The 18583-nt window shown below is 73.6% G+C and carries 19 protein-coding genes; 7 read left to right on the top strand and 12 right to left on the bottom strand.

Going from position 1 to position 18583, the window contains the following annotated elements; all coding sequences use genetic code 11:
* The first annotated feature begins 3 nt into the window (after positions 1-3).
* Both IEZ03_RS25030 and IEZ03_RS25025 read left to right on the top strand, forming a co-directional pair.
* Positions 4-378 (top strand): SCO4402 family protein, encoded by a 375-nt coding sequence (locus IEZ03_RS25030; RefSeq protein WP_184887763.1) that lies wholly within the window; start codon positions 4-6, stop codon positions 376-378.
* Positions 379-422: 44 nt separating this feature from the next.
* On the top strand, positions 423-1382 hold the full coding sequence (locus IEZ03_RS25025; protein ID WP_184887765.1) for a radical SAM protein: 960 nt from the start codon (positions 423-425) through the stop codon (positions 1380-1382).
* A gap of 20 nt (positions 1383-1402) precedes the next feature.
* On the opposite strand, the gene IEZ03_RS25020 is transcribed toward IEZ03_RS25025, so the two are convergent.
* The 10 genes from IEZ03_RS25020 to IEZ03_RS24975 all read right to left on the bottom strand — a co-directional run bounded on the left by IEZ03_RS25020 (position 1403) and on the right by IEZ03_RS24975 (position 11370).
* A complete protein-coding gene (locus IEZ03_RS25020; RefSeq protein ID WP_184887767.1) occupies positions 1403-2383 on the bottom strand; it encodes a glycosyltransferase family 2 protein in 981 nt (326 codons plus the stop codon).
* Positions 2380-3627, bottom strand: coding sequence for a glycosyltransferase family 4 protein (locus tag IEZ03_RS25015; RefSeq protein WP_184887769.1), 1248 nt, complete (start codon positions 3625-3627; stop codon positions 2380-2382). Before IEZ03_RS25015 ends, IEZ03_RS25020 begins: the two co-directional genes overlap by 4 nt.
* Positions 3624-4934, bottom strand: a complete 1311-nt coding sequence (locus IEZ03_RS25010) for a lipopolysaccharide biosynthesis protein (RefSeq protein ID WP_184887770.1) — start codon at positions 4932-4934, stop codon at positions 3624-3626. The genes IEZ03_RS25015 and IEZ03_RS25010 overlap by 4 nt, the downstream gene beginning before the upstream one ends.
* Positions 4931-5686 carry an NTP transferase domain-containing protein gene (locus tag IEZ03_RS25005; RefSeq protein ID WP_229808560.1) on the bottom strand — a complete coding sequence of 252 codons (756 nt, stop codon included), beginning with the start codon at positions 5684-5686 and terminating at the stop codon, positions 4931-4933. Before IEZ03_RS25005 ends, IEZ03_RS25010 begins: the two co-directional genes overlap by 4 nt.
* On the bottom strand, positions 5683-6312 hold the full coding sequence (locus IEZ03_RS25000) for an HAD family hydrolase (RefSeq protein WP_221480865.1): 630 nt from the start codon (positions 6310-6312) through the stop codon (positions 5683-5685). Before IEZ03_RS25000 ends, IEZ03_RS25005 begins: the two co-directional genes overlap by 4 nt.
* Positions 6309-7541, bottom strand: a complete 1233-nt coding sequence (locus IEZ03_RS24995; RefSeq protein ID WP_229808559.1) for a 2-phospho-L-lactate transferase CofD family protein — start codon at positions 7539-7541, stop codon at positions 6309-6311. The genes IEZ03_RS25000 and IEZ03_RS24995 overlap by 4 nt, the downstream gene beginning before the upstream one ends.
* Positions 7538-8401, bottom strand: a complete 864-nt coding sequence (locus IEZ03_RS24990; RefSeq protein WP_229808558.1) for a glycosyltransferase family 2 protein — start codon at positions 8399-8401, stop codon at positions 7538-7540. Before IEZ03_RS24990 ends, IEZ03_RS24995 begins: the two co-directional genes overlap by 4 nt.
* Before the next feature lie 16 nt (positions 8402-8417).
* Positions 8418-9146 (bottom strand): hypothetical protein, encoded by a 729-nt coding sequence (locus IEZ03_RS24985; protein ID WP_221480866.1) that lies wholly within the window; start codon positions 9144-9146, stop codon positions 8418-8420.
* 209 nt (positions 9147-9355) lie between these two features.
* Positions 9356-10396 (bottom strand): phosphotransferase, encoded by a 1041-nt coding sequence (locus IEZ03_RS24980; protein ID WP_184887771.1) that lies wholly within the window; start codon positions 10394-10396, stop codon positions 9356-9358.
* Entirely contained in the window at positions 10393-11370 is a 978-nt protein-coding gene (locus tag IEZ03_RS24975) for a DUF7064 domain-containing protein (RefSeq protein ID WP_184887773.1), read from the bottom strand. The genes IEZ03_RS24980 and IEZ03_RS24975 overlap by 4 nt, the downstream gene beginning before the upstream one ends.
* Positions 11371-11524: 154 nt before the next feature.
* Here IEZ03_RS24975 and IEZ03_RS24970 point away from each other — a divergent pair, with 154 nt between their 5' ends.
* On the top strand, positions 11525-12655 hold the full coding sequence (locus tag IEZ03_RS24970; RefSeq protein WP_184887775.1) for an acyl-CoA dehydrogenase family protein: 1131 nt from the start codon (positions 11525-11527) through the stop codon (positions 12653-12655).
* Positions 12652-13551 (top strand): acyl-CoA dehydrogenase family protein, encoded by a 900-nt coding sequence (locus IEZ03_RS24965; protein WP_184887777.1) that lies wholly within the window; start codon positions 12652-12654, stop codon positions 13549-13551. Before IEZ03_RS24970 ends, IEZ03_RS24965 begins: the two co-directional genes overlap by 4 nt.
* Here the strand turns inward: IEZ03_RS24965 and IEZ03_RS24960 are convergent.
* On the bottom strand, positions 13535-15079 hold the full coding sequence (locus IEZ03_RS24960) for a FadD3 family acyl-CoA ligase (RefSeq protein ID WP_184887779.1): 1545 nt from the start codon (positions 15077-15079) through the stop codon (positions 13535-13537). The genes IEZ03_RS24965 and IEZ03_RS24960 overlap by 17 nt on opposite strands.
* Before the next feature lie 134 nt (positions 15080-15213).
* Between IEZ03_RS24960 and IEZ03_RS24955 the strand changes: the two genes are divergently transcribed.
* Complete coding sequence (locus IEZ03_RS24955) at positions 15214-16821, top strand: amidohydrolase family protein (protein ID WP_184887781.1); 1608 nt, start codon at positions 15214-15216, stop codon at positions 16819-16821.
* 8 nt (positions 16822-16829) lie between these two features.
* Here IEZ03_RS24955 and IEZ03_RS24950 read toward each other — a convergent pair whose 3' ends face one another.
* The gene (locus tag IEZ03_RS24950; RefSeq protein ID WP_184887783.1) at positions 16830-17222 is read right to left on the bottom strand and encodes a hypothetical protein; all 393 of its coding nucleotides are present in this window, start codon (positions 17220-17222) and stop codon (positions 16830-16832) included.
* A gap of 43 nt (positions 17223-17265) precedes the next feature.
* Between IEZ03_RS24950 and IEZ03_RS38895 the strand changes: the two genes are divergently transcribed.
* Complete coding sequence (locus IEZ03_RS38895) at positions 17266-17892, top strand: hypothetical protein (protein WP_373293678.1); 627 nt, start codon at positions 17266-17268, stop codon at positions 17890-17892.
* A 194-nt stretch (positions 17893-18086) separates the two neighbouring features.
* Complete coding sequence (locus IEZ03_RS38150) at positions 18087-18458, top strand: hypothetical protein (RefSeq protein WP_221480867.1); 372 nt, start codon at positions 18087-18089, stop codon at positions 18456-18458.
* The last annotated feature ends 125 nt before the right edge of the window (positions 18459-18583 follow it).

Below are 18583 nucleotides of genomic sequence, written 5' to 3'. Positions count from 1 at the left end.
CCGATGAGCGACTACTCGGGAATACGCGGAAGCGTCATTGATGCCGTGCGCGTCCTGTCCGACCCCGGCTACCAGCGGAAGATGTGGGTCGAGGAACGCGGATCCGACCCCCGGCTCATCGAGGACCTCGACGCCAACATCAGCACGCTCTACGACGACACCGGAGTCGCCGAGTCACCGCATGACTATGTGGGGACGGTGCTGACGAGCGAGGAGGAGGCGCGTGCGATCGTGGCGCTGGACCGCGTTCTCACGCCCTTGCTGGAGGCGCTGCCGCCCGGCGCCGACGACGCGTCGGTGATCGCGATGCCCGAATGGCGGCGGGTGGTCGAAGCGGCCCGCGAGGCGCTGGACGTCCTGACGGCCGGATCCCCGTAGCGGCGTGACCCGGCGGCTCGCAAGGCCGACGCGGAGGAGGCACCGTGCTCGACGTCCCCGGGCTCGTCCGGCGCGCCGAGGTCTCCCGCCGCCTGCTCGGTCCCGAGCTGTGCCGGGTGTGCCCGCGGCTGTGCCGGGCGGACCGCGCGGCCGACGAGACCGGCCTGTGCGGGATCGGGCGGGACGCCGTGGTCGCCGCGCACTTCCCGCACTTCGGCGAGGAGGACTGCATCCGCGGCCGCCGCGGCTCCGGCACGATCTTCTTCTCCGGTTGCAGCCTGCGCTGCGTGTTCTGCCAGAACCACGACGTCTCCTGGATCGTCCAGGGTGAGCGGGTGACGGAGCGGCGGATGGCGGAGATGATGCTGGAGCTGCAGGCCCGCGGCTGCCACAACATCAACCTGCTCACGCCCGAGCACGTCGTCCCGCAGATCCTCGCGGCGCTGCCGGTCGCCGTGTCCGGTGGGCTGGAGGTGCCGATCGTCTACAACAGCAGCGGCTACGAGGGCACCGAAAGCCTCGCGCTGCTGGACGGGGTCGTCGACGTCTACCTGCCGGACCTCAAGGTCGCCGGGTCCGGGCATGCGCGCCGCTACCTCCGGCGTCCCGACTACCCCCGGGTGGCCCGCTCGGCGATCCTGGAGATGCACCGGCAGGTCGGCCCGCTGGTTCTCGACGAGTCCGGGCTGGCGCGCCGCGGGCTGCTCGTCCGGCACCTGGTGATGCCCGGCATGGACGAGGAGACCGCCGAGGTCCTGCGCTGGATCGCGCGGGAGCTCGGCTCCGACACCTACGTGAACCTCATGGCCCAGTACACGCCCGCGGGGCTGGTCGGCGGGGCCGGCGAGCGCGGCCGGTACGCCGAGATCGGACGGGTTCCGGGGCGGGAGGAGTACCTGCGGGCGGTGGACCTCGCCGAGCGGCTGGGGCTGAAGCGCCTGGACGCGCGCAGCCGCGCGATGGGGATGGCCCTGGCCGACGAAGGGGCACCTAGGGGCGATTGAGCCCAGGTCGCGGGCGAACGTCAGCGGGAGTGGCGGCGGAGGCCGGGTAGGGCGCGGAGGGAGCCTGCGGCGAGGCCCGAGACCAGGATCATGTGGACCGCGAGGTGCACCGTCATGAAGTAGGCGGTGAACGCGGGGCCCCGGTGGCGGTGCACGTAGCGCAGCAGCCCGGGATCGGCGGCGGCGAAGCAGGCCAGGAGGGTGAGGGGCAGGGCGAGGAACGCCGGGTGCAGGAGGGCAGCCGGGAGGGTGCCCATCGCGAGGGCGCAGGCGAGGATGCCGGCCGGGCGGTTGGCGTGCTCCGGCTGGCCGCCGCCGCGCCTGGACGCGGTGAGCGCGAGCGGGATCAGCGGGACGGCCCGGCGCCACTGCTCGGCGAGGATCGGCAGGAGGCGGCTCGCGTCGTCGTGGTGCCCGCGGACGGCGTCGGTGAGGACGACGCGGCACCTGCCCGCGAGGCGGCCGCCGTACTCGACGTCCTCGCAGTCGCGAAGCGACTCGTCGAACCCGCCCACGGCGTCCAGCACGTCGCGGCGGATGGCGGCCAGCGCGAACACGACGCCGGTGACTTCGCCGAGGTGGCGGCGCCGCCAGTACGCGGCGTGCAGGATGCGGTACCACTCGGCGGGCCCGTCGTCGATGAGGGGCTCGGGCTCGTAGACGCCCTGGACGCACCCGCATTCCGGGTCGTCGTCCAGGACGCGCAGCGCGTTCTCCACCGCGTCGGGGCGCAGCGCCACATCGGAGTCGAGGAAGAAGACGACGTCCCCGGTGGTGGCGGCGACGCCGGCGTTCCGCGCGGCCGACACCCCGCGGTTCTCGGGCAGCCGCACGACGCGGCAGCCGTGCGCGGCGGCGATCGCGGCGGAGTCGTCGGCGCTGGCGTCGTCGACCACGACGATCTCGTCCGGGCGGCGCGTCTGGGCCAGCACCGCCTCCAGGCACATGCGCAGCGTCTTCGCCGCGTTGTAGCAGGGGACGATCAGGGAGACGGTCGTCATGGCCGGGCCTCCAGCGCCGCGCGGTAGACGGAGAGGGTCTCTTCGGCGGTCCTGGCCCAGCTCAGCCGGTCCCGGACGAGCCGTTCCCCGTGCCGGGCGAGGCCGGCCCGCGCGGCCGGGTCGGTCAGGACGCCGGTCACTGCCTCGGCGATGGCGTCCGGGCCGGTGCCGCAGATGAAGCGCGCCGCGGGGGCGTCCGCGTCGCCGAGGAACACGCGGGAGAACCCGGCGCCGAGGACCGCCGGCCTCGCCAGCGCCATCGCCTCGGTCGCGACCAGGCCGAACGGCTCGAAGAGCGAGGGGAACACGCACGCGTCGGCCATCTCGTAGTACTCCAGCAGCGCCCGCCCGCCGACGAACCCGCCGGAGGTGCGGACGTGCCCGTCCAGCCCGGTCTCGGCGACGATGCGCGCGACGCCCGCCGTGTCCCCGTCGCCGACGACCACCAGCCGGACCCGGGGGACGTCCTTGCGGATGCTCCGCATCGCTTCGAGCAGCTCGTAGATCCCCTTCTGCCGTTCGAGCCGTCCCACGAACAGCAGCACCGGGTCCTCCGGCGCGATGCCGAGGCGCGAGCGCAGGGCGGCGGCGCCGCGGCGGAGTCCCTCCCGGTCGAACCCGGGGTCGGCCAGGATCCGCTCGAACGTTCCGCCCAGGGGGACGACGTCGATCGGGGTCCGGTCCCAGCCTGCGGCGACCAGTTGGTCCCGCACCTCCGGGGTGGGGGCGACGACGCGCCGCGCGACACGCGCAAGCCACCGCTCGACCGCCGCGAACGCGTGCAGCGGGTCGGCGATGGTCCGCTGCGGAGCGACGCCGTACTCGGTGGTGTGGACGTGCAGCACGACCGGCAGCCGCAGCGCGTAGTGGCAGAGCAGGCCGCACAGGAAGTTCGTTGTGTCGTGGACGGCGACCAGGTCGGGCCGCTCGTCCCGGCCGAGGCGCCGCAGCCGCAGGAAGTACCGCCAGTTGCTCACCACGACGTTCAGGGCGAGCAGCAGGAACTCGACCCTGCGGGTCCGGTTGAGGCGCCGGCGGCGGCCGATCGCGCCGAGGACGCGGCCGCGCGGCCGGTACACGGCGACCGTCCCGCTCGCGTCGCGCACCGGGAGGCGGCCGTCGTTCAGCGTGCACACGGCCAGCCGGTGCTCGCGGGCCAGGTACGGCGTGATCATCTCGGCGTACCTGCCGAGCCCCGTGGTGACGTTCGGCGGGTACTGGTTGACGACGTAGGCGATCCTCACCGCTGCGCCTCCACTGTGTCCGTCTCCACTGTGTCCGTCTGCTGCGAGTGCGGCGCGGCAGGGGGGTCCGCGCGCCGGTACGTCCTGGCCGCGGCGGTCCCCACGATCGCCACGAGGATCGCGTTGCCCAGCGCGAAGCCCGCCAGCGCCCCGGTCAGCCCCCACCAGGCGACGCACGCGGCCAGGCAGGCGGCGGCGACGGGCGTGCCCGCCGCGAGGCAGCCGACGAGGAGCCGCGCGCCGCGCACCCCGTCCATCGACAGGGCGACGGAGTACAGGTTGAAGACCGTGTGCGCGCCGATGCCCGCCGCCGACAGCGCCATGAGCCCGAGCGAGTACGGGTAGCCGCCGCCCAGCAGGACGAAGAAGCCGGTGCTCGCGGCGAACGCCACGGCCGCCGTGCCCAGCGCGACCAGCGGGGTGATCCGCGCGATCCGCCGCAGCGCGGCCGGCTTGTCCGCCACCGCGAGCGCCGGCAGCAGCACCAGGCCGACCCCGTCGGTGAACAGCACGCCGAGCAGCCGCTTCGGGAAGCCGTTGTAGACCGAGTACACGCCGACGTCCCCCGCGCCCGCCCAGTGGTTCAGGAAGATCACGTCGATGCCGAACAGCACGCCGGTCAGCGCGGCGATCACCGTCATGTAGCCGCCGAGCCGGTACTGCGCGCGCGCCGCCGCCCGCGTCCAGGAGCGCGGGGCGATCCCCAGGCCGGGCAGCGCCACCAGGACGAACGCGGCGTTCGTGGCGATCAGCGCGAGGAGGTAGACCTCCGCGTCGCGCACGCCGAGGACCAGCAGGCAGAACGCCGAGCCGGCCAGGTAGGCGGCGGCGACCGCCAGCTTGAGGGACGCGACGAACCGGTACCGCGCCAGGCCGCGCAGGAGGCCCTCGGTCAGCTGGTTCAGCGCCAGGGACAGCCCGAGCGCGAACGAGAGGCACAGCGTCCGAGTGTCGACGCCCAGCGGGACGGCCAGGAACGGGGAGAGCAGTGCCCCGGCGGCGGCCAGGCCCCCGCCCAGGGCGAGCGTGGACAGGAACGCCGTCGCCGCCAGGGCCGGGCGCTCCGCGGGCCGGGCGCGCGGCAGCTCCTGGAGCAGCACGTAGTGCAGGCTCATCAGCATGCCCACGGCGACGATCAGCGCGATCGTCAGCACCAGCGTGAACTGCCCGAACTCCCGCGGGCCCGCGCCGCGGGCGATGACGAGCGTGGTCCCGGCGGCCGTGGCGCTGGCCAGGCTGCTCAGCAGCGTCGGCCCGGCCGCCCACCCGTGCCCGCCGAGCAGCGACCGCATGCGGGCGGGCTTCACCCGGCGCGCTCCGCGTGCCGCCGCCGGGCGAACTCCAGGTCCGCCGCGGTGTTGATGCCGCGCGCCTCGTCCGGGTCGTCCACGTGCACCGCCGTGACGTCCCGGCCGCGGACCAGCGACAGGTAGGCCAGGAACGGCAGGAAGTTGACCTCGCCGGTCATCGCGCCGCGGCTCGCGGCGGCGAGGTAGTCCCGCCAGGCGGCCGCGAGCCCGGCCGTGCCCAGGCAGAACACGCCGACGTCGCTGAGCCCGCCGGGACGGCACGCGTCGCCCTCCCGGGACTGCCGGACCCGCAGCAGCCGGCCGCCGGACAGCTCGTACTCGACGTACGGGTCGGGCATCGGCACCAGCGGGATCGTCAGCCCCGGCGCGCGCAGGTGCGCGTCCACGACGCGGCGCACCGTCCCCCGGGTCAGGTTCACCTGGTCGCCCCAGACCACCAGGATCCCGCCGTGGGACTCCCAGTGCCCGGACGCTCCGAAGACGGCGTCGCCCATGCCGGTCGGCTCGCGCTGGACGCTCACGGACACCGCGCCGCGGGCGATCTCCGCGGCGGCGAGGCGGTGGAACCGCGTCTCCGCCGCGGGCGCGACCACCACGTGCACGTGGTCGACGGACGGCCGCAGGGCCCGGTACAGCAGGTCCCACACCGTGGCGCCATCGGCGATCTCCACCATGATCTTCGGGACGTCCAGGCCGAGCCGCGTCCCCCGCCCGGCCGCCGGGACCACCGCGCAGACGGATCCGCTCACCGCCGGGCCTCCGCCTCGGCGAGCGCGACGAGGTCGTCCAGCCCGCCGAGGTGGACCGCGCCCGGGGCGCGCTCGGCCCCGTGCACCTGGAAGGTCCGCAGCCCGGCCCCGACGGCGGACGCCACCCCGTGGACCGAGTCCTCCACGGCCGCGGCCTCGCCCGGCCCGATGCCCCAGCGTTCGCAGGCGCGCAGGTAGAACGCCGGGTCCGGCTTGCTGACCGGGACGTCGTCGCCGGTGAGGACGCCGCGGAACCACCGGCCCAGCGAGCAGGCCGCCAGCACCCGCTCGACCGAGCCGCGGCTGCCGCTCGTGACCAGGTAGGCGGGCTGCCCGCCTGCGGCGAGGGCCGCGAGGAACCTGCGCGCCCCCGGGAAGACCGCCACCTTCCCCGCGTCGACGTACGCGCGGTAGTGCCGCCGCTTGGCGCCGACGAGCCGCCGGGCGTCGGCCGCGGCGAGTCCCAGCACCGCCGCGACCTCGTCGGTGGTGGCACCGGCGTGGTGCTCGTACCGGAAGGAGCCGAGCAGTCCGGGCGCGGTCTCCGCGAGCGCGGCGCGGAAGGCGGCCTCGTGGACCGGGGTGGAGTCCACGAGCGTGCCGTCGAGATCGCAGAGCCAGATCATCCGGCCTCCTCCAGCGGGGTGGCGGCGGGCAGCCCCGCCAGGGCGGTGAGGACGCGCACGGTGCGCCGCCCGCTGTGCGTGCCGGGACGCGCGGGCTCCGCCAGGTCCGCGGTGATCCACCGGGCCCTGCCCCAGACGTCCCCCGGCACGTCCACCCGCACCGTGTCCCCCGGCACCGTGTCCGCCGGCACCGCTTGGTCGCCCGTGCCCCCGTGGCACAGGACGTGGGTGACGGACCGCCGCTCGTTGAACGGGTCGCCGAGATGGACCAGGGCGCGGGCGAGGTGGTCCGACGCGCTCAGGCCCTGGACGTCGTGGTCCTCCCGGATGTTGACGACCAGCACCTTCGCCGCCGCGCGGCTCGCCGCGACCGCCTCCGCCACCCCCGGCGCGCGGTAGCTCGGATACAGCGACGAATGCGGGGTGCCGGGCCCGTACACGATCAGGCGGGCGTCCCGGATCGCCGCCAGCGCCGCCGGGTTCGGCGACACCTCGGCGCCGCGGCCGGCGAGGATCCGCCGCACCCGCGCGGCGGGCATCGCCTCCAGCGCGTCCCGGTCGCGGACCGGGTCGCGGAGCAGGAACAGGTCGGTGATCGGCGCCGGGTCCTGCGGCGCGACGATCTCCGCCTCGTCCGCCAGCAGCCGCCCGTCCCGCTTGAGCGCCACGAGGTGGGCGTTCTCGCCGCCGGTCACGTTCAGCAGCCGCACCGGGGACCCGAACGTCGCGGCGCACGCGCGGACCGCCGCGTTGAAGTCCTCCCCCAGCCGCAGGTAGGCGCCGGCGAACACCAGGTTGCCGAGCGCGCAGTCCGCGAGGTCGAAGCCGGCGCCGGTGCCGAGCCGGTCCAGGAAGGCGGCCAGGTCCCGGGCGATCGCCAGCCGCGGGCGGCGCGGCAGCGCGTGGCACCCCTCGACGAGGTCGACCGCGAGCGCGCCGACGAACCCGGCGAGGTCGCGGGGCGTCGTCCCGTCCGGGAGGCGGTGCTCCAGGACCGCGGCCAGCGCCGCCTGCCCCGGGTCGCGGGCGTCCAGGTGCAGCAGGAGGTTCTTGCGGAAGTCCGACGGTCCGAGCATCCCGGGCAGGTAGCGGCGCAGCGCGCCGGTGGACATCCCGTTGTCGTAGCCGTTGATCAGCAGCGACAGCCCGATCCCCGGCGTGCGCAGCAGCTCCCGCGCGATGGCGGCGCCGCCCCGCCCGCCGCTGAACATCGCGACCTGGGCGCTCACCGGACCTCCCGGCGGATCCACTCGTTCGCGGACGGGGCGCGCAGCACGCCCCGCCGCTGCAGCCAGTGCCGGTAGCCGAGGTAGCCGACGAGCAGCGCCCGGTCCCGGGCCCCGCGCCAGTACCGCCAGCCGCGTCCCCCGCCGGCGCGCGGCCGGTGCTCGATCGGGATCTCCACCCACCCGCGGCCGAGCTCGACGACCCGGGCGGTGATCTCGGTCGAGCAGTTCATCCCGCCGGCCTCCAGCGGCAGCGCGCGCAGCAGCGGCCCGTGCACCAGCTTGAAGATCGAGTTGAAGTCGCGGTACCGGGTGCGGTGCAGCAGGTTGCTGACCGCGCCGCTCGCCGCCGAGCCCCACCGGTACGCGGCGCCGTCGGCCTTCCGGACGCGGGCGCCGGAGAAGGCCGTGCCCTCGCCGGCGAGGACGGGCCCGAGGAACCGGTCGAGGTTGGCGATCGGGAACTGGCCGTCGGAGTCAAGGAGCAGCACCCAGTCCAGCCGCGTGTGCCCGATCGCGGCGCGGATCGCCGCGCCCGCGCCGCGGTTGCGGTCGAACCGCACGACGACCAGCTCGGGGCAGCCCACCCGGAGCTCTTCGAGGATGTCGGCGGTCGCGTCGGTGCTCCCGTCGTCGCAGACGACGATCTCCCACTCGCCGACCATCGCGTTGCGCCGCAGGTAGGCCTGCCACTCGGTGACCACCTCGGCGATGTTCGCCGCCTCGTTGTAGGCGGGCGCCGCCACGGAGATCTCGACGGCGCCGGACGCGCTCCCGTGCGGAGGCATGTCGTACGCAGGCATGTCGTACGCAGGCAGGTCGTACGCAGGCAGGTCGTACGCAGGCGGGTCGTACGCAGGCATGGTGGCCCCCTCCCGCTCAGGCACCGCTCCGCCCGGTGCCGAGCAGGCGCCCGAGCCAGCGGTCCAGCGGCAGCAGGTTGAACGCGACGACGAACGGGACGTGGGCGAGCGCGAACACGACCGTCGCGCCGAACGAGATCGGCCCGCCGGTGATCAGGTTGATGTGCGGGGCGTCGATCTCGGGCGGGATGTCCACCGGGTTGACGACGAACCACATGAGGTCGAGGAAGCCGGAGAAGATGACGGCGATCCCGGTGAAGACGACCTTCAGGCACCGGCCGGGCGTCCCTCCCCCGAGCCGGTAGGCGGCGGCGGCGGTCAGCACGAGGCCCGGATAGAGCAGCAGGTAAAGGTGGGTGTAGAAACTGTCCGCATCGGCGCGCTCGCCGTCCAGGAAGTAGAAGCCGCTGATCCGCGGAAAGAGGTAGCCGGCGAAGAAGGCGAACGGCGCGTACAACACCCAATGCGGAACCCTCGACGGCCACGGGAACAGCGCGATCCCGCAGGCCAGGCAGGCGAACACCAGCAGTTTCACCGGCAGTTCCCAGGCGGCCCCGATCTCCCGCCCGTGCGGCATGAACAGCAGTACGGCCAGCGCCCCGGCCGCCCCCGCCACAAGCGCGGCCCACCACACGTGAACGCCCCAGCGGACGGGCGTCGCGGGCTGTGCGCCACCGGTTGCGGAATCCGGTTCGCCTTCTCCGGACCGCGTCCGGGAGCCCGGGTCCCCGCTCCTGACGGTCATTGTGCGACACCTTTCCCCGTGGCACCGCGCGACCGACCGGCGCCAATCCCCTTTAGTCCCGATTTCAACTATCATGGGAGCGCTCCCACATCCGACCGCCGCGCACCCCGCGAAATCCTTGGGAGCGCTCCCAGTAGATTTGAGGACGTCCATTCATGTCAAGACGTCACCCGAAAAATGCCGAAACGTCCCTTGCGCGGGCGCGGGCCTCAGGTGAGGAGGGAGAGCGCGTTCAGGTCTCGCGCATGGCGGGCATGGCGGGTGGTCATGGTGCGGAACATCTCGTCGCCGCGGTCGGTGCGTTCGACGATCATGGACGCGCCGATGGACATGACGATGCCGTGGAAGGCGTGGCGGCGGTAGGCGTCCCAGCAGTCGTCCCAGGTGAGAGTGACACCGCGCCCAATCAGGGCCGCGTGGTAGCGGTTGACGAGCGCGCGTTCGCGGGCGCGGCGGGCCTCGACCGGGAGGCTGGAACCGAGAAAGTACGCGAGGTCGGCCGGGCCGGGGCCGTAGGCGCAGGTCTGCCAGTCCACGACGGCGGCGCGCGGGCCGCCGAACAGGAGGTTGTCGGCGCGGAAGTCGCCGTGGAAGAGGGTGGACGGCCCCTCGCGGTCGGCCAGGTAGCCCCCGATCGAAGGCAGGAACTCCTCGATCAGCGCGAGGACGTCGGGGCCCAGGTCGGCGCCGTAGCGTTCCTTGAAACCCTCGTACAGGCCGGTGACCATCGCGGCGGTGAAGACGGCCGCCTCGGCGTCGTGCCGGTTGAGCCAGGGCAGGGCGGCGAGCGCGGGGTCGTCCCAGCCGGCGGCGTGCAGGGCCGCCATCTCGTCGATCGCGGCGGCGGCGTCCTCGGCCGTGACTCCGGCGAGCTGGTCGCCGGGCTGCGCGGGCGCGAGGTCCTCCAGCAGGACGGTGTACTCGTCCTGCTCGGGCTCGTAGGCGGAGAAGTGGCAGGCGGGCACGCCCGCGTCGAGGCGGCCGGCGATCTCCGCGTAGAAGCTCGCCTCGACCTCGTAGGTGCGGACGGCGCGGGCGGCGGCGCGGCTGGAGGGGTCGGCGGCGGGGACCTTGGCGACCATGGTGGGCGGCAGGCCGGTCTCGCCCGCGTAGGTGAGGAACAGGCGGAGGCTGTCGGACACCTGGCCGGTGCCGACGGGCTCGGTGCGGACGGCGGTGACCTTCGTCGCGAGGGCGTCGCTCAGCCAGGCCGCGGTGAGGCCGGCGGCGCCGGAGACCGGTGGGGTCATGGGTTCTCCTCGGCGAGATGGGACCAGCCGTGGTCCCGCCATTCGGGGGGTTGGTGCCATTCCGTCCAGCCGTGGCCGGTGCGGCCGTCCGCCGCCTCGAAGCGGCACAGGGCGCGGACGAAGTGGGCGGGGCGCCCGTCGGGCGAGGTGATCGCTACGGGCGCGAACGCCACCGGCGTCAGGGTCGTCGGTGCGCCGGGGAAGCGGAGGTCGGAGCCGGTGGGCAGGTCCGCGGGGCCGAAGTCCGTCCGCGCGGAGAAGCCGGCCCGGTGGCCGATCTCGCCGCCGGGCGGGACGGTGAAGCACGGCCAGGGGATCGGGAAGCCGATATTGGCCTGCATGCCGTGCACGAAGGTGCCGTCGTCGAGGCGGCCGGACGTCCAGAGCCAGGACACCTTCCACCAGTCGCGCTCGCCCCAGCTGTGGTCGCGTTCCCCGTGGGCGTCGATCGCGATGGTCTCGCCGCCGACCGTGACGGTGCCGGAGACGGTGCACGGGATCTCGTAGCGCGGGATGTCCTTGTAGGGGTAGACGCCGCTGACGGTGTCCCACCGCAGGTCGAAGGCGAGCCGCGTCGTTTCGGCGCCGGTGAGGTCGCCGTAGGCGGCCGCGGGGTCGGTGAGGACCGAGGCGGTCCCGTCCAGGTTGACGAACGCAGGGCCGAAGGGCTCGGTGATCTTCTGGGTCGCGGTGTAGTTCGGGGCGCGGACATCGGCGGATCCGGGCTCGGGCAGCGGCGCGTGGTTGTCCGCGACGATGACCAGGGGGCGGCCGGGTCCGACGAGGGCCGCCCGGTACCAGGCGCGGTCCCAGTTGGGGTAGAGGCCGAGGCGCACGTACCCGGCGAGGGATCCGTCGGGTGCGGCGAAGTCGAAGTAGTAGGACTCGTTCCACAGGAGTTCCGGGCCCGGTTCGTGCCGCGCCTCGTCCTCCGGCGCCAGGCTCCAGGTGCCGTGCTCGACGATCTTCGCCATGGCTCCCTCCCGATCCCGAATCAGATTCGGTATCGGGGCGATCCTAGCCCCGCGGCGCCTTTCCGGGGGAGCGGTCCCGGGTGGTGGGACTCCGCATCCGCACCGGGCGGGCGGGGCGGTTACCCTACCAAACAGTTGTTAGAAAGAGGGTCGGATGGATCTTGAGTTCGGGGCGGCGGACGAGGAGTTCCGCGCCGAGGTGCGGGCATGGCTGCGCGAGCACGTCCCGGCCGAGCCGCTGCCGTCGCTGGAGACCGCGGAGGGCTTCGCGGCGCACCGGGAGTGGGAGCGGACGCTCGGCGGGGCACGGCTCGGGGTCGTGTCGTGGCCGGAGGAGTACGGCGGGCGCGGCGTCTCCGTCCTGCAGTGGCTGGTCTTCGAGGAGGAGTACTACGCGGCCGGCGCGCCCGGACGGGTCAGCCAGAACGGCATCAACCTCCTCGCGCCGACGCTGCTGAAGCACGGCACGCCCGAGCAGCTCGCGCGGATCCTGCCGCCGATGGCCGCCGGCGAGGTGATCTGGGCGCAGGCGTGGTCGGAGCCCGGCGCGGGCAGCGACCTGGCGGCGCTGCGCGCGACCGCCACGCGCGCGGACGGCGGCTGGCTCCTCGACGGCCAGAAGACGTGGAGCTCGCGGGCCGCGTTCGCCGACCGCGGCTTCGGGCTGTTCCGCTCCGACCCGGAGTCCGCGCGGCACAAGGGCCTCACGTATCTGATGTTCCCGCTGGACGCGCCGGGCGTGACGGTCCGGCCGATCGGGCGGCTGGACGGCAAGCCCGCGTTCGCCGAGCTGTTCCTCGACCGGGTGTTCGTCCCCGACGCGGACGTCATCGGGCCGCCCGGGGACGGCTGGCGCGTCGCGATGGCCACCGCCGGGAACGAGCGCGGGCTGACGCTGCGCAGCCCCGGCCGGTTCACCGCGGCGGCCGAGCGGCTGGTCGAGCTCTGGCGGGAGCGCGCCGACCCGTCCGACACGGCCCTGCGGGACCGCGTCGCCGACATCTGGATCAGGTCCCGGGCCTACCGGCTGAAGGGCTTCGAGACGATCTCGCGGAGCGAGGACGTCGGCGCGGAGTCGAGCCTCAACAAGGTCTACTGGTCGGAGCTGGACGTGGCCCTGCACGAGACGGCCCTCGACCTGCTCGGCCCGGACGGCGAGCTGCGGTCGGAGTGGCTGGAGAACTACGTTTTCTCGCTCGCCGGCCCCATCTACGCGGGCACCAACGAGATCCAGCGCAACGTCATCGCCGAGCGCCTGCTCGGCCTGCCGAGGGGGTCCCGGTGAAGTTCGTTCTCTCCGCCGAGCAGCGGATGTTCGGCGAGACGCTGCGGAAGCTGCTCGCCGAGGCGGGCACCGCGCGGGCCGCCCGCGCATGGGCCGCCGGGGACGCCGCGCCGGGGCGGGAGCTGTGGTCGGCCGCCGCCGGGGCGGGGGTGTTCGCGGTCGCCGTCCCCGAGGCGGACGGCGGCATGGGCGTCCTGCCGGTCGAGCTGGCCGTCGCCGCCGAGGAGCTGGGACGGGCCGCCGCGCCCGGCCCCTACGTCGAGACGCTCGCCGCCACCGAGCTGCTGGGCGGCTCCGACTGGCTACCCCGCATCGCGGAAGGGGACGCGGTCGTGTCGATGGCCGTCCCGCACGCGCTGGACGCCGACGTCGCCGACCTCGTCCTCACCGCCGACGGCACTCGCCGCGAGCCCGGGGAACTCCTCACCTCGCTCGACCCGGCCCGGCGGCTGTTCCGCGTCGAGGGCGGCGGCGGGTTCACCGGCCTAGGGGCGCTGCTGTGCGCGGCACAGCAGATAGGGCTCGGACAGGCGCTGCTTGACGTGTCGGTCGAGTACGCCAAGACGCGGCAGCAGTTCGGCCGCCCGATCGGCGAGTACCAGGCGATCAAGCACCACCTGGCGAGCGCGATGGTCGGGCTGGAGTTCGCCCGCCCGCTCGTGTTCGGGGCGGCGCTGTCGTACGGGACGCCGGACTTCGCGCGGGACGTCTCCGCCGCGAAGGCCGCCGCGTCCGAGGCGTCCTACGGGATGGCGAAGACCGCGCTCCAGGTGCACGGCGCGATCGGCTACACCGACGAGTACGACCCGTCGCTGTGGATCCGCAAGGCGCGGGCCCTGTACTCGGCGTGGGGCACGCCGTCCGAGCACAGGGCGCGGGTCATGGCCGCTCTTTGAGCTCGACCCGGCGGACCTTCCCGGACGCGGTCTTCGGGAGGTCGTCCACGAGGACGACCTCCCGGGGCACCTTGAAGTTGGCGAGCAGTTCCCGGCAGTGCGCGATCAGCTCGTCGGCCGTGGCCTCGCGTCCCGGGCGCAGCCGGACGTACGCGCGGCCCACCTCGCCCATCCGCGGGTCGGGGACGCCGACGACACCGGACTCGGCGACCGCGTCGTGGCGGGCGAGCACGTCCTCGACCTCGGCGGGGTACACGTTGAAGCCGCCGACGACGAACATCTCCTTCGTCCGGCCGGTGATGGTGAGGTTGCCGCGCTCGTCCAGCCGGCCCCGGTCGCCGGTGTCGAGCCAGCCGTCCCGGATCGTCTCGGCGGTCGCCTCGGGGTCGTCCAGGTAGCCCGACATCACGTTGTAGCCGCGGACGAGCACCTCGCCGTCCGTGCCCGCCGGGACGCGCTCGCCCTTCTCGTCGACGATCGCGACCTCGACGTCCGCGATGGGCCTGCCGCAGGTGGTGGCGATGGTCTCGTCATCGTCGTCCACCGAGCACGCGGTCACCGTGCCGGACGACTCGGTCAGCCCGTACGCGGTGACGACCTGCGGGAACAGCTCGTCCTTGATGCGGCGCACCAGCGCGACGGGCACGTCCGCGGCCCCGGTCACGGCCAGCCGCAGCGACGACAGGTCGTGCTCGGCGCGGCCGGGGGCGTCCAGCAGCGACGTGTAGATCGTCGGCGGGCCGGGCAGCACGGTGATCTTCTCCTGCTCGATGAGCCGCAGCGTCTCCGGGACGTCGAACGTCCGCTGCAGCACCATCGTGGCGCCCTTCAGCAGGCACGCCAGGACGCCCGCCTTGTAGCCGAAGGAGTGGAACATCGGGTTGACGATGAGGTACCGGTCGCCGGCCTTGACGCCCGTTCGCCCCGTCCACGCCTCGTAGGTGCGGATGTTCTGCTCGTGGGTGCACATGACGCCCTTGGGGCGGCCGGTCGTCCCGGACGTGAACAGGATGTCGGCGACGTCCTCCGGCCGCACGTCCACCGGATCGGCCCCGGCCTTGCCGACGAACTCGCCCCAGGTGATGACGCCCGGCCGCGCCGCCCCGTTGAACGTGACGACCGTCTCCAGATCGGGCAGCCCGGGGAACGTCCCCTCCCGGTCCAGGCCGAGCATGCCCGGATAGTCGATGCCGAGGAAGCCGTCCTCCACGAAGAGCGCCTTCACCCGCGCCTTGGCCAGCGGCCAGCGGGCCTCGTCGCCCTTGAACCGCGTGTTCAGCGGCACGAGCGTCGCCCCGGCGCTCACGGCGCCGAGCACGGTGACGATCCAGGACAGGCTGTTCGGCGCCCAGATCGCGACCCGGTCCCCCGGAGCGACACCGGCCCCGGCGAACGCGCCCGCCGCCTCGCGGACCCGCTCCCCCAGCTCCGCGTAGGTCACCCGGACGTCCCCGTCCACGACCGCCTCCACATCCGGGGACGCCCCCGCCGCCCGCGCCAGCACCGCCGGAATCGTCAGCTCGCTCATAACCCCCCATGGTGACCGCGGCGGGGCCGCACCGGCCGCGCCTTCCCGCTCAGCGGTACCGCCCCCGTTCGTTTTCGGGCCGGGGTGGGAAGGAATCAAGGAACCGCCCGCCCGCTCCCCCCGCGAGGTGCCGGATGCCCCTAGGCCGCCTCCTCCTCCGCGCGGCCTCGGCGCCGCTCGCCCTCGTCCTCCTCACGTCCTTCCTGACCTCACCCGCACAGGCCGCGACGCCCCGCGAAACGCCCTCCGCCGAGGTGCGCGGCTACATCGACGCCCACACCCACCTCATGTCGTACGAGGCGTTCGGCGGAAGCCTGATGTGCGGCAAGCCGTTCGACCCGCGCGGCATCCGCGAGGCGCTGCGCGACTGCCCCGACCACGCGGCGAACGGCGCCTTCGCCTGGTGGGAGAACTTCACCAGGCACGGCACGCCGTTCGGCAACCACGACCCCGCCGGCTGGCCCATGTTCGAGGACTGGCCCGCCTGGGACTCGCGCACCCACCAGCAGGCCCACCACACCTGGCTCGAACGCTCCTGGCGCGCCGGGCAGCGCATCCTCGTGAACCACCTGGTCGCCAACCGCCAGCTCTGCGAGATCTACCCCCTCAAGCGCGACACCTGCGACGAGATGGCCGTCATCCGCCTCCAGGCGCAGCGCATGCGCGAAATGGAGGCTTACATCGACGGCCTCAGCGGCGGCCCCGGCAAGGGCTGGTTCCGGCTGGTGCGGAACTCCGCGGAAGCCCGTAGCGTGATCCAGCGGGGGAAGCTCGCCGTCGTCCTGGGCGTCGAGGCGTCCGAGCCCTTCGGCTGCCGCACGATCGCCGGCGCCGCCCAATGCACACGCGAGGACATCGACCGCGGCCTGGACGAGATGCAGCGCCTAGGCGTCAGCTCCATGTACGTGTGCCACAAGTTCGACAACGCCCTCTGCGGAGTCCGCTTCGACGGCGGCACCACGGGCGCGTTCGTCAACACGGGCAACTTCCTGGGCACGGGCCGCTTCTGGCAGGTCGAGAAGTGCACGGGCCAAGCCCGCGACCACACCATCACCCCCGCGGGCGGCCTGGGCGACTCCCTCAAGGACCTCCTGCGCCTCCTCGGCCAGGCAGGCGTCACGCTGCCGCTCTACCCGAGCCCCCCGCACTGCAACGTCCACGGCCTGTCCGACCTCGGCGAGCACATGGTGCGCGGCCTGATGGCCCGCCACATGATCGTCGAGGTCGACCACATGAGCGCCAAGGCCGCCGACCGAACCCTCGACATCCTGGAGGCCGCGCTTTATCCGGGCGTCATCTCGTCCCACAGCTGGACGGACGAGACCTACCTCCCGCGCATCTACCGCCTGGGCGGCATGGTCACCGGCTACGGCCACTCCGCGGACCAGTTCATCGCCGAGTGGAAACGCAACAAGGCCCTCCGCGACCCCGCCCGCCCATTCGGCTACGGCTACGGCCTGGACGCGAACGGCATGGGCGCCCTCCCACCCCCGCGCGCGAACAACACCGCTCCGCTCCGCTACCCCTTCAAGTCCCCCGTCGACCCCACGGTGACCCTAGACCGCCAGCAAACCGGCCTCCGCACCTGGGACCTCAACACAGACGGCGTCGCCAACTACGGCCTGGTCCCCGACTGGCTGGCCGACATCCACAATAGAGCCGGCCAAGAAATAACAACCGACCTAACCCGAGGCGCCGAAACCTACCTAACAATGTGGCACCAAACCGAAACCACGCCATAACGACCCGCCTAGCGGGCGTCCCACCGGCGAATCCAGGCCGCGCTGCGGGTTCGCTTCACGATGATGTGCACCGGCCGGTAGGCGGCGGGAGCGCTGGCCGGATCGTGCCGGATCACCTCGTCGTAGAACCACGGCGAGGCGATCATCGCGAGCACTCCGGGAGAACCGGCCAGCGCCTGTTCCAGCGGCTCGGCGGCCAGCAGCCGGAACGCCAGGTTGAGGGCGGTGCCGGTCACCCCGTGCTCGTCGTGGCAGATCTCTCCGGCGTGCAGCGCCAGCCGGACCCGGATGCGCGCCGCTCGGTCGTGGATCTGGTTGTGGACGGCCAACGCGGCCGCCAGCAGTGCGGGGACGCCGGAGGCCTGCTTCATCTCGGCCGCCGCGAGCTCAACATGCTCCAACGGGGGCTGAGGGGACGGGTACAGGGGGTGGCGGCAGGCCGACGTGGGGCGGGCGGCCCGCTACTCGGCCGCGACGATCTCCCGGCTGGAGACCGGCCGGGACAGCGGAACCGATGCGGTGAGGATCAGAGCGGTGGCGAACGCGGTCGGAAGGCCGCCGGATGTGCTGGCCGTGTTACTGGGTGTAGGCAGGGCACCGACCACTACGGTGGTCACCACCGTGACCTCTGTGGTCCAGGAGGACGATCCGATGCGCCGCCGCTCTCTGCTCACCGCCGGTCTGGCCGTGCCGCTGGCGGCGCTGACCCGGCTGGACGACGCCCTTGCCCTGCCGCCCGCCCCCGCCGGGCCGGTGACGGGTCCCCAGGTGGCCGCGCAACTCAAGCGGGGCCTGGTGGCTGTTCGACAACGGGCAGGTGACGGAGCTCGTGGGCGGGCTGCCCAACCTGTTCGCAGCAGCGCACCGGGTCGCCGAGGACGCCGACCGCCCGCATGCCTGGACGCTTGTGGCAGGGGTGTACGACATGGCGGCCGAAGCGCTGAACAAGGTCGGCGCCGGCCAGCAGGCCAGACTCACCGCCGACCGGGCGATGACCTACGCGGCGCGCTCGGAGGACCCGGTCGCGCAGGCCGCCGCGGCCCGGTCACTGGGCATCGTGCTGCGCCATGAGGGCCGGCAGCCGCTCGCCCAGCAGCTCACCACCCAGGCCGCCGTGCAGTTGGAGCGCACCGGGCTGCCCACGGCGGCGCAGGCAGCCGCCTACGCGCAGACGCTCTGCACCACGGCCTACAACGCGGCACTGGCCGACCGGCGCACCGACGCCCTGGAGATGATCGCAGAAGCCCGGAGGGCCGCGGCCCCGGATGCACGCCCGTCCGCCCCTGGGGCACCGTTTCGGCATCACGTCCGCGCAGGTCGCGCTCTACGACGTGGGAGTGCGCTGGGGGCTGGGCGACGCCGGAGCGGCGCTCGCCGCCGGACGGCACCTGCGGCCCGAGCAGTTCGAGACGCGGGAGCGGCGTGCCCGGCTCCACACCGATATGGCACGCGCCTACGTCCAGCGAGGGTGGCCCGAACCCGCCATCGCCCGGCTCCTGCAGGCCCACCGGCAAGCGGCCAGTGAAGTACGGGACCGGCCCTCCATCCGGCGGGTGGCCGCCGAACTGGTGCAGCGGCACCGGCAGGTCCCCGGCGCGCGCGAACTGGCCGCCATCCTCGGCCCCACCCCCAGCTGACACCCCTCACCGCACCACGGCGGACGGATCGAGGAGCGCCGGATCAGGCGAAAATGTCGTTCAGCGAGGAGGCGGTCACCGCGCGCCGGGCCCAGGTATGGATCTGGTCCAGGTCCTGGCAGGAG

The sequence above is a fragment of the Actinomadura livida genome (assembly GCF_014648675.1).
Taxonomy (GTDB): domain Bacteria; phylum Actinomycetota; class Actinomycetes; order Streptosporangiales; family Streptosporangiaceae; genus Spirillospora; species Spirillospora livida.
Note: the sequence above shows the minus strand (reverse complement) of the source record. Positions and strands in the feature narration are given on the sequence as shown.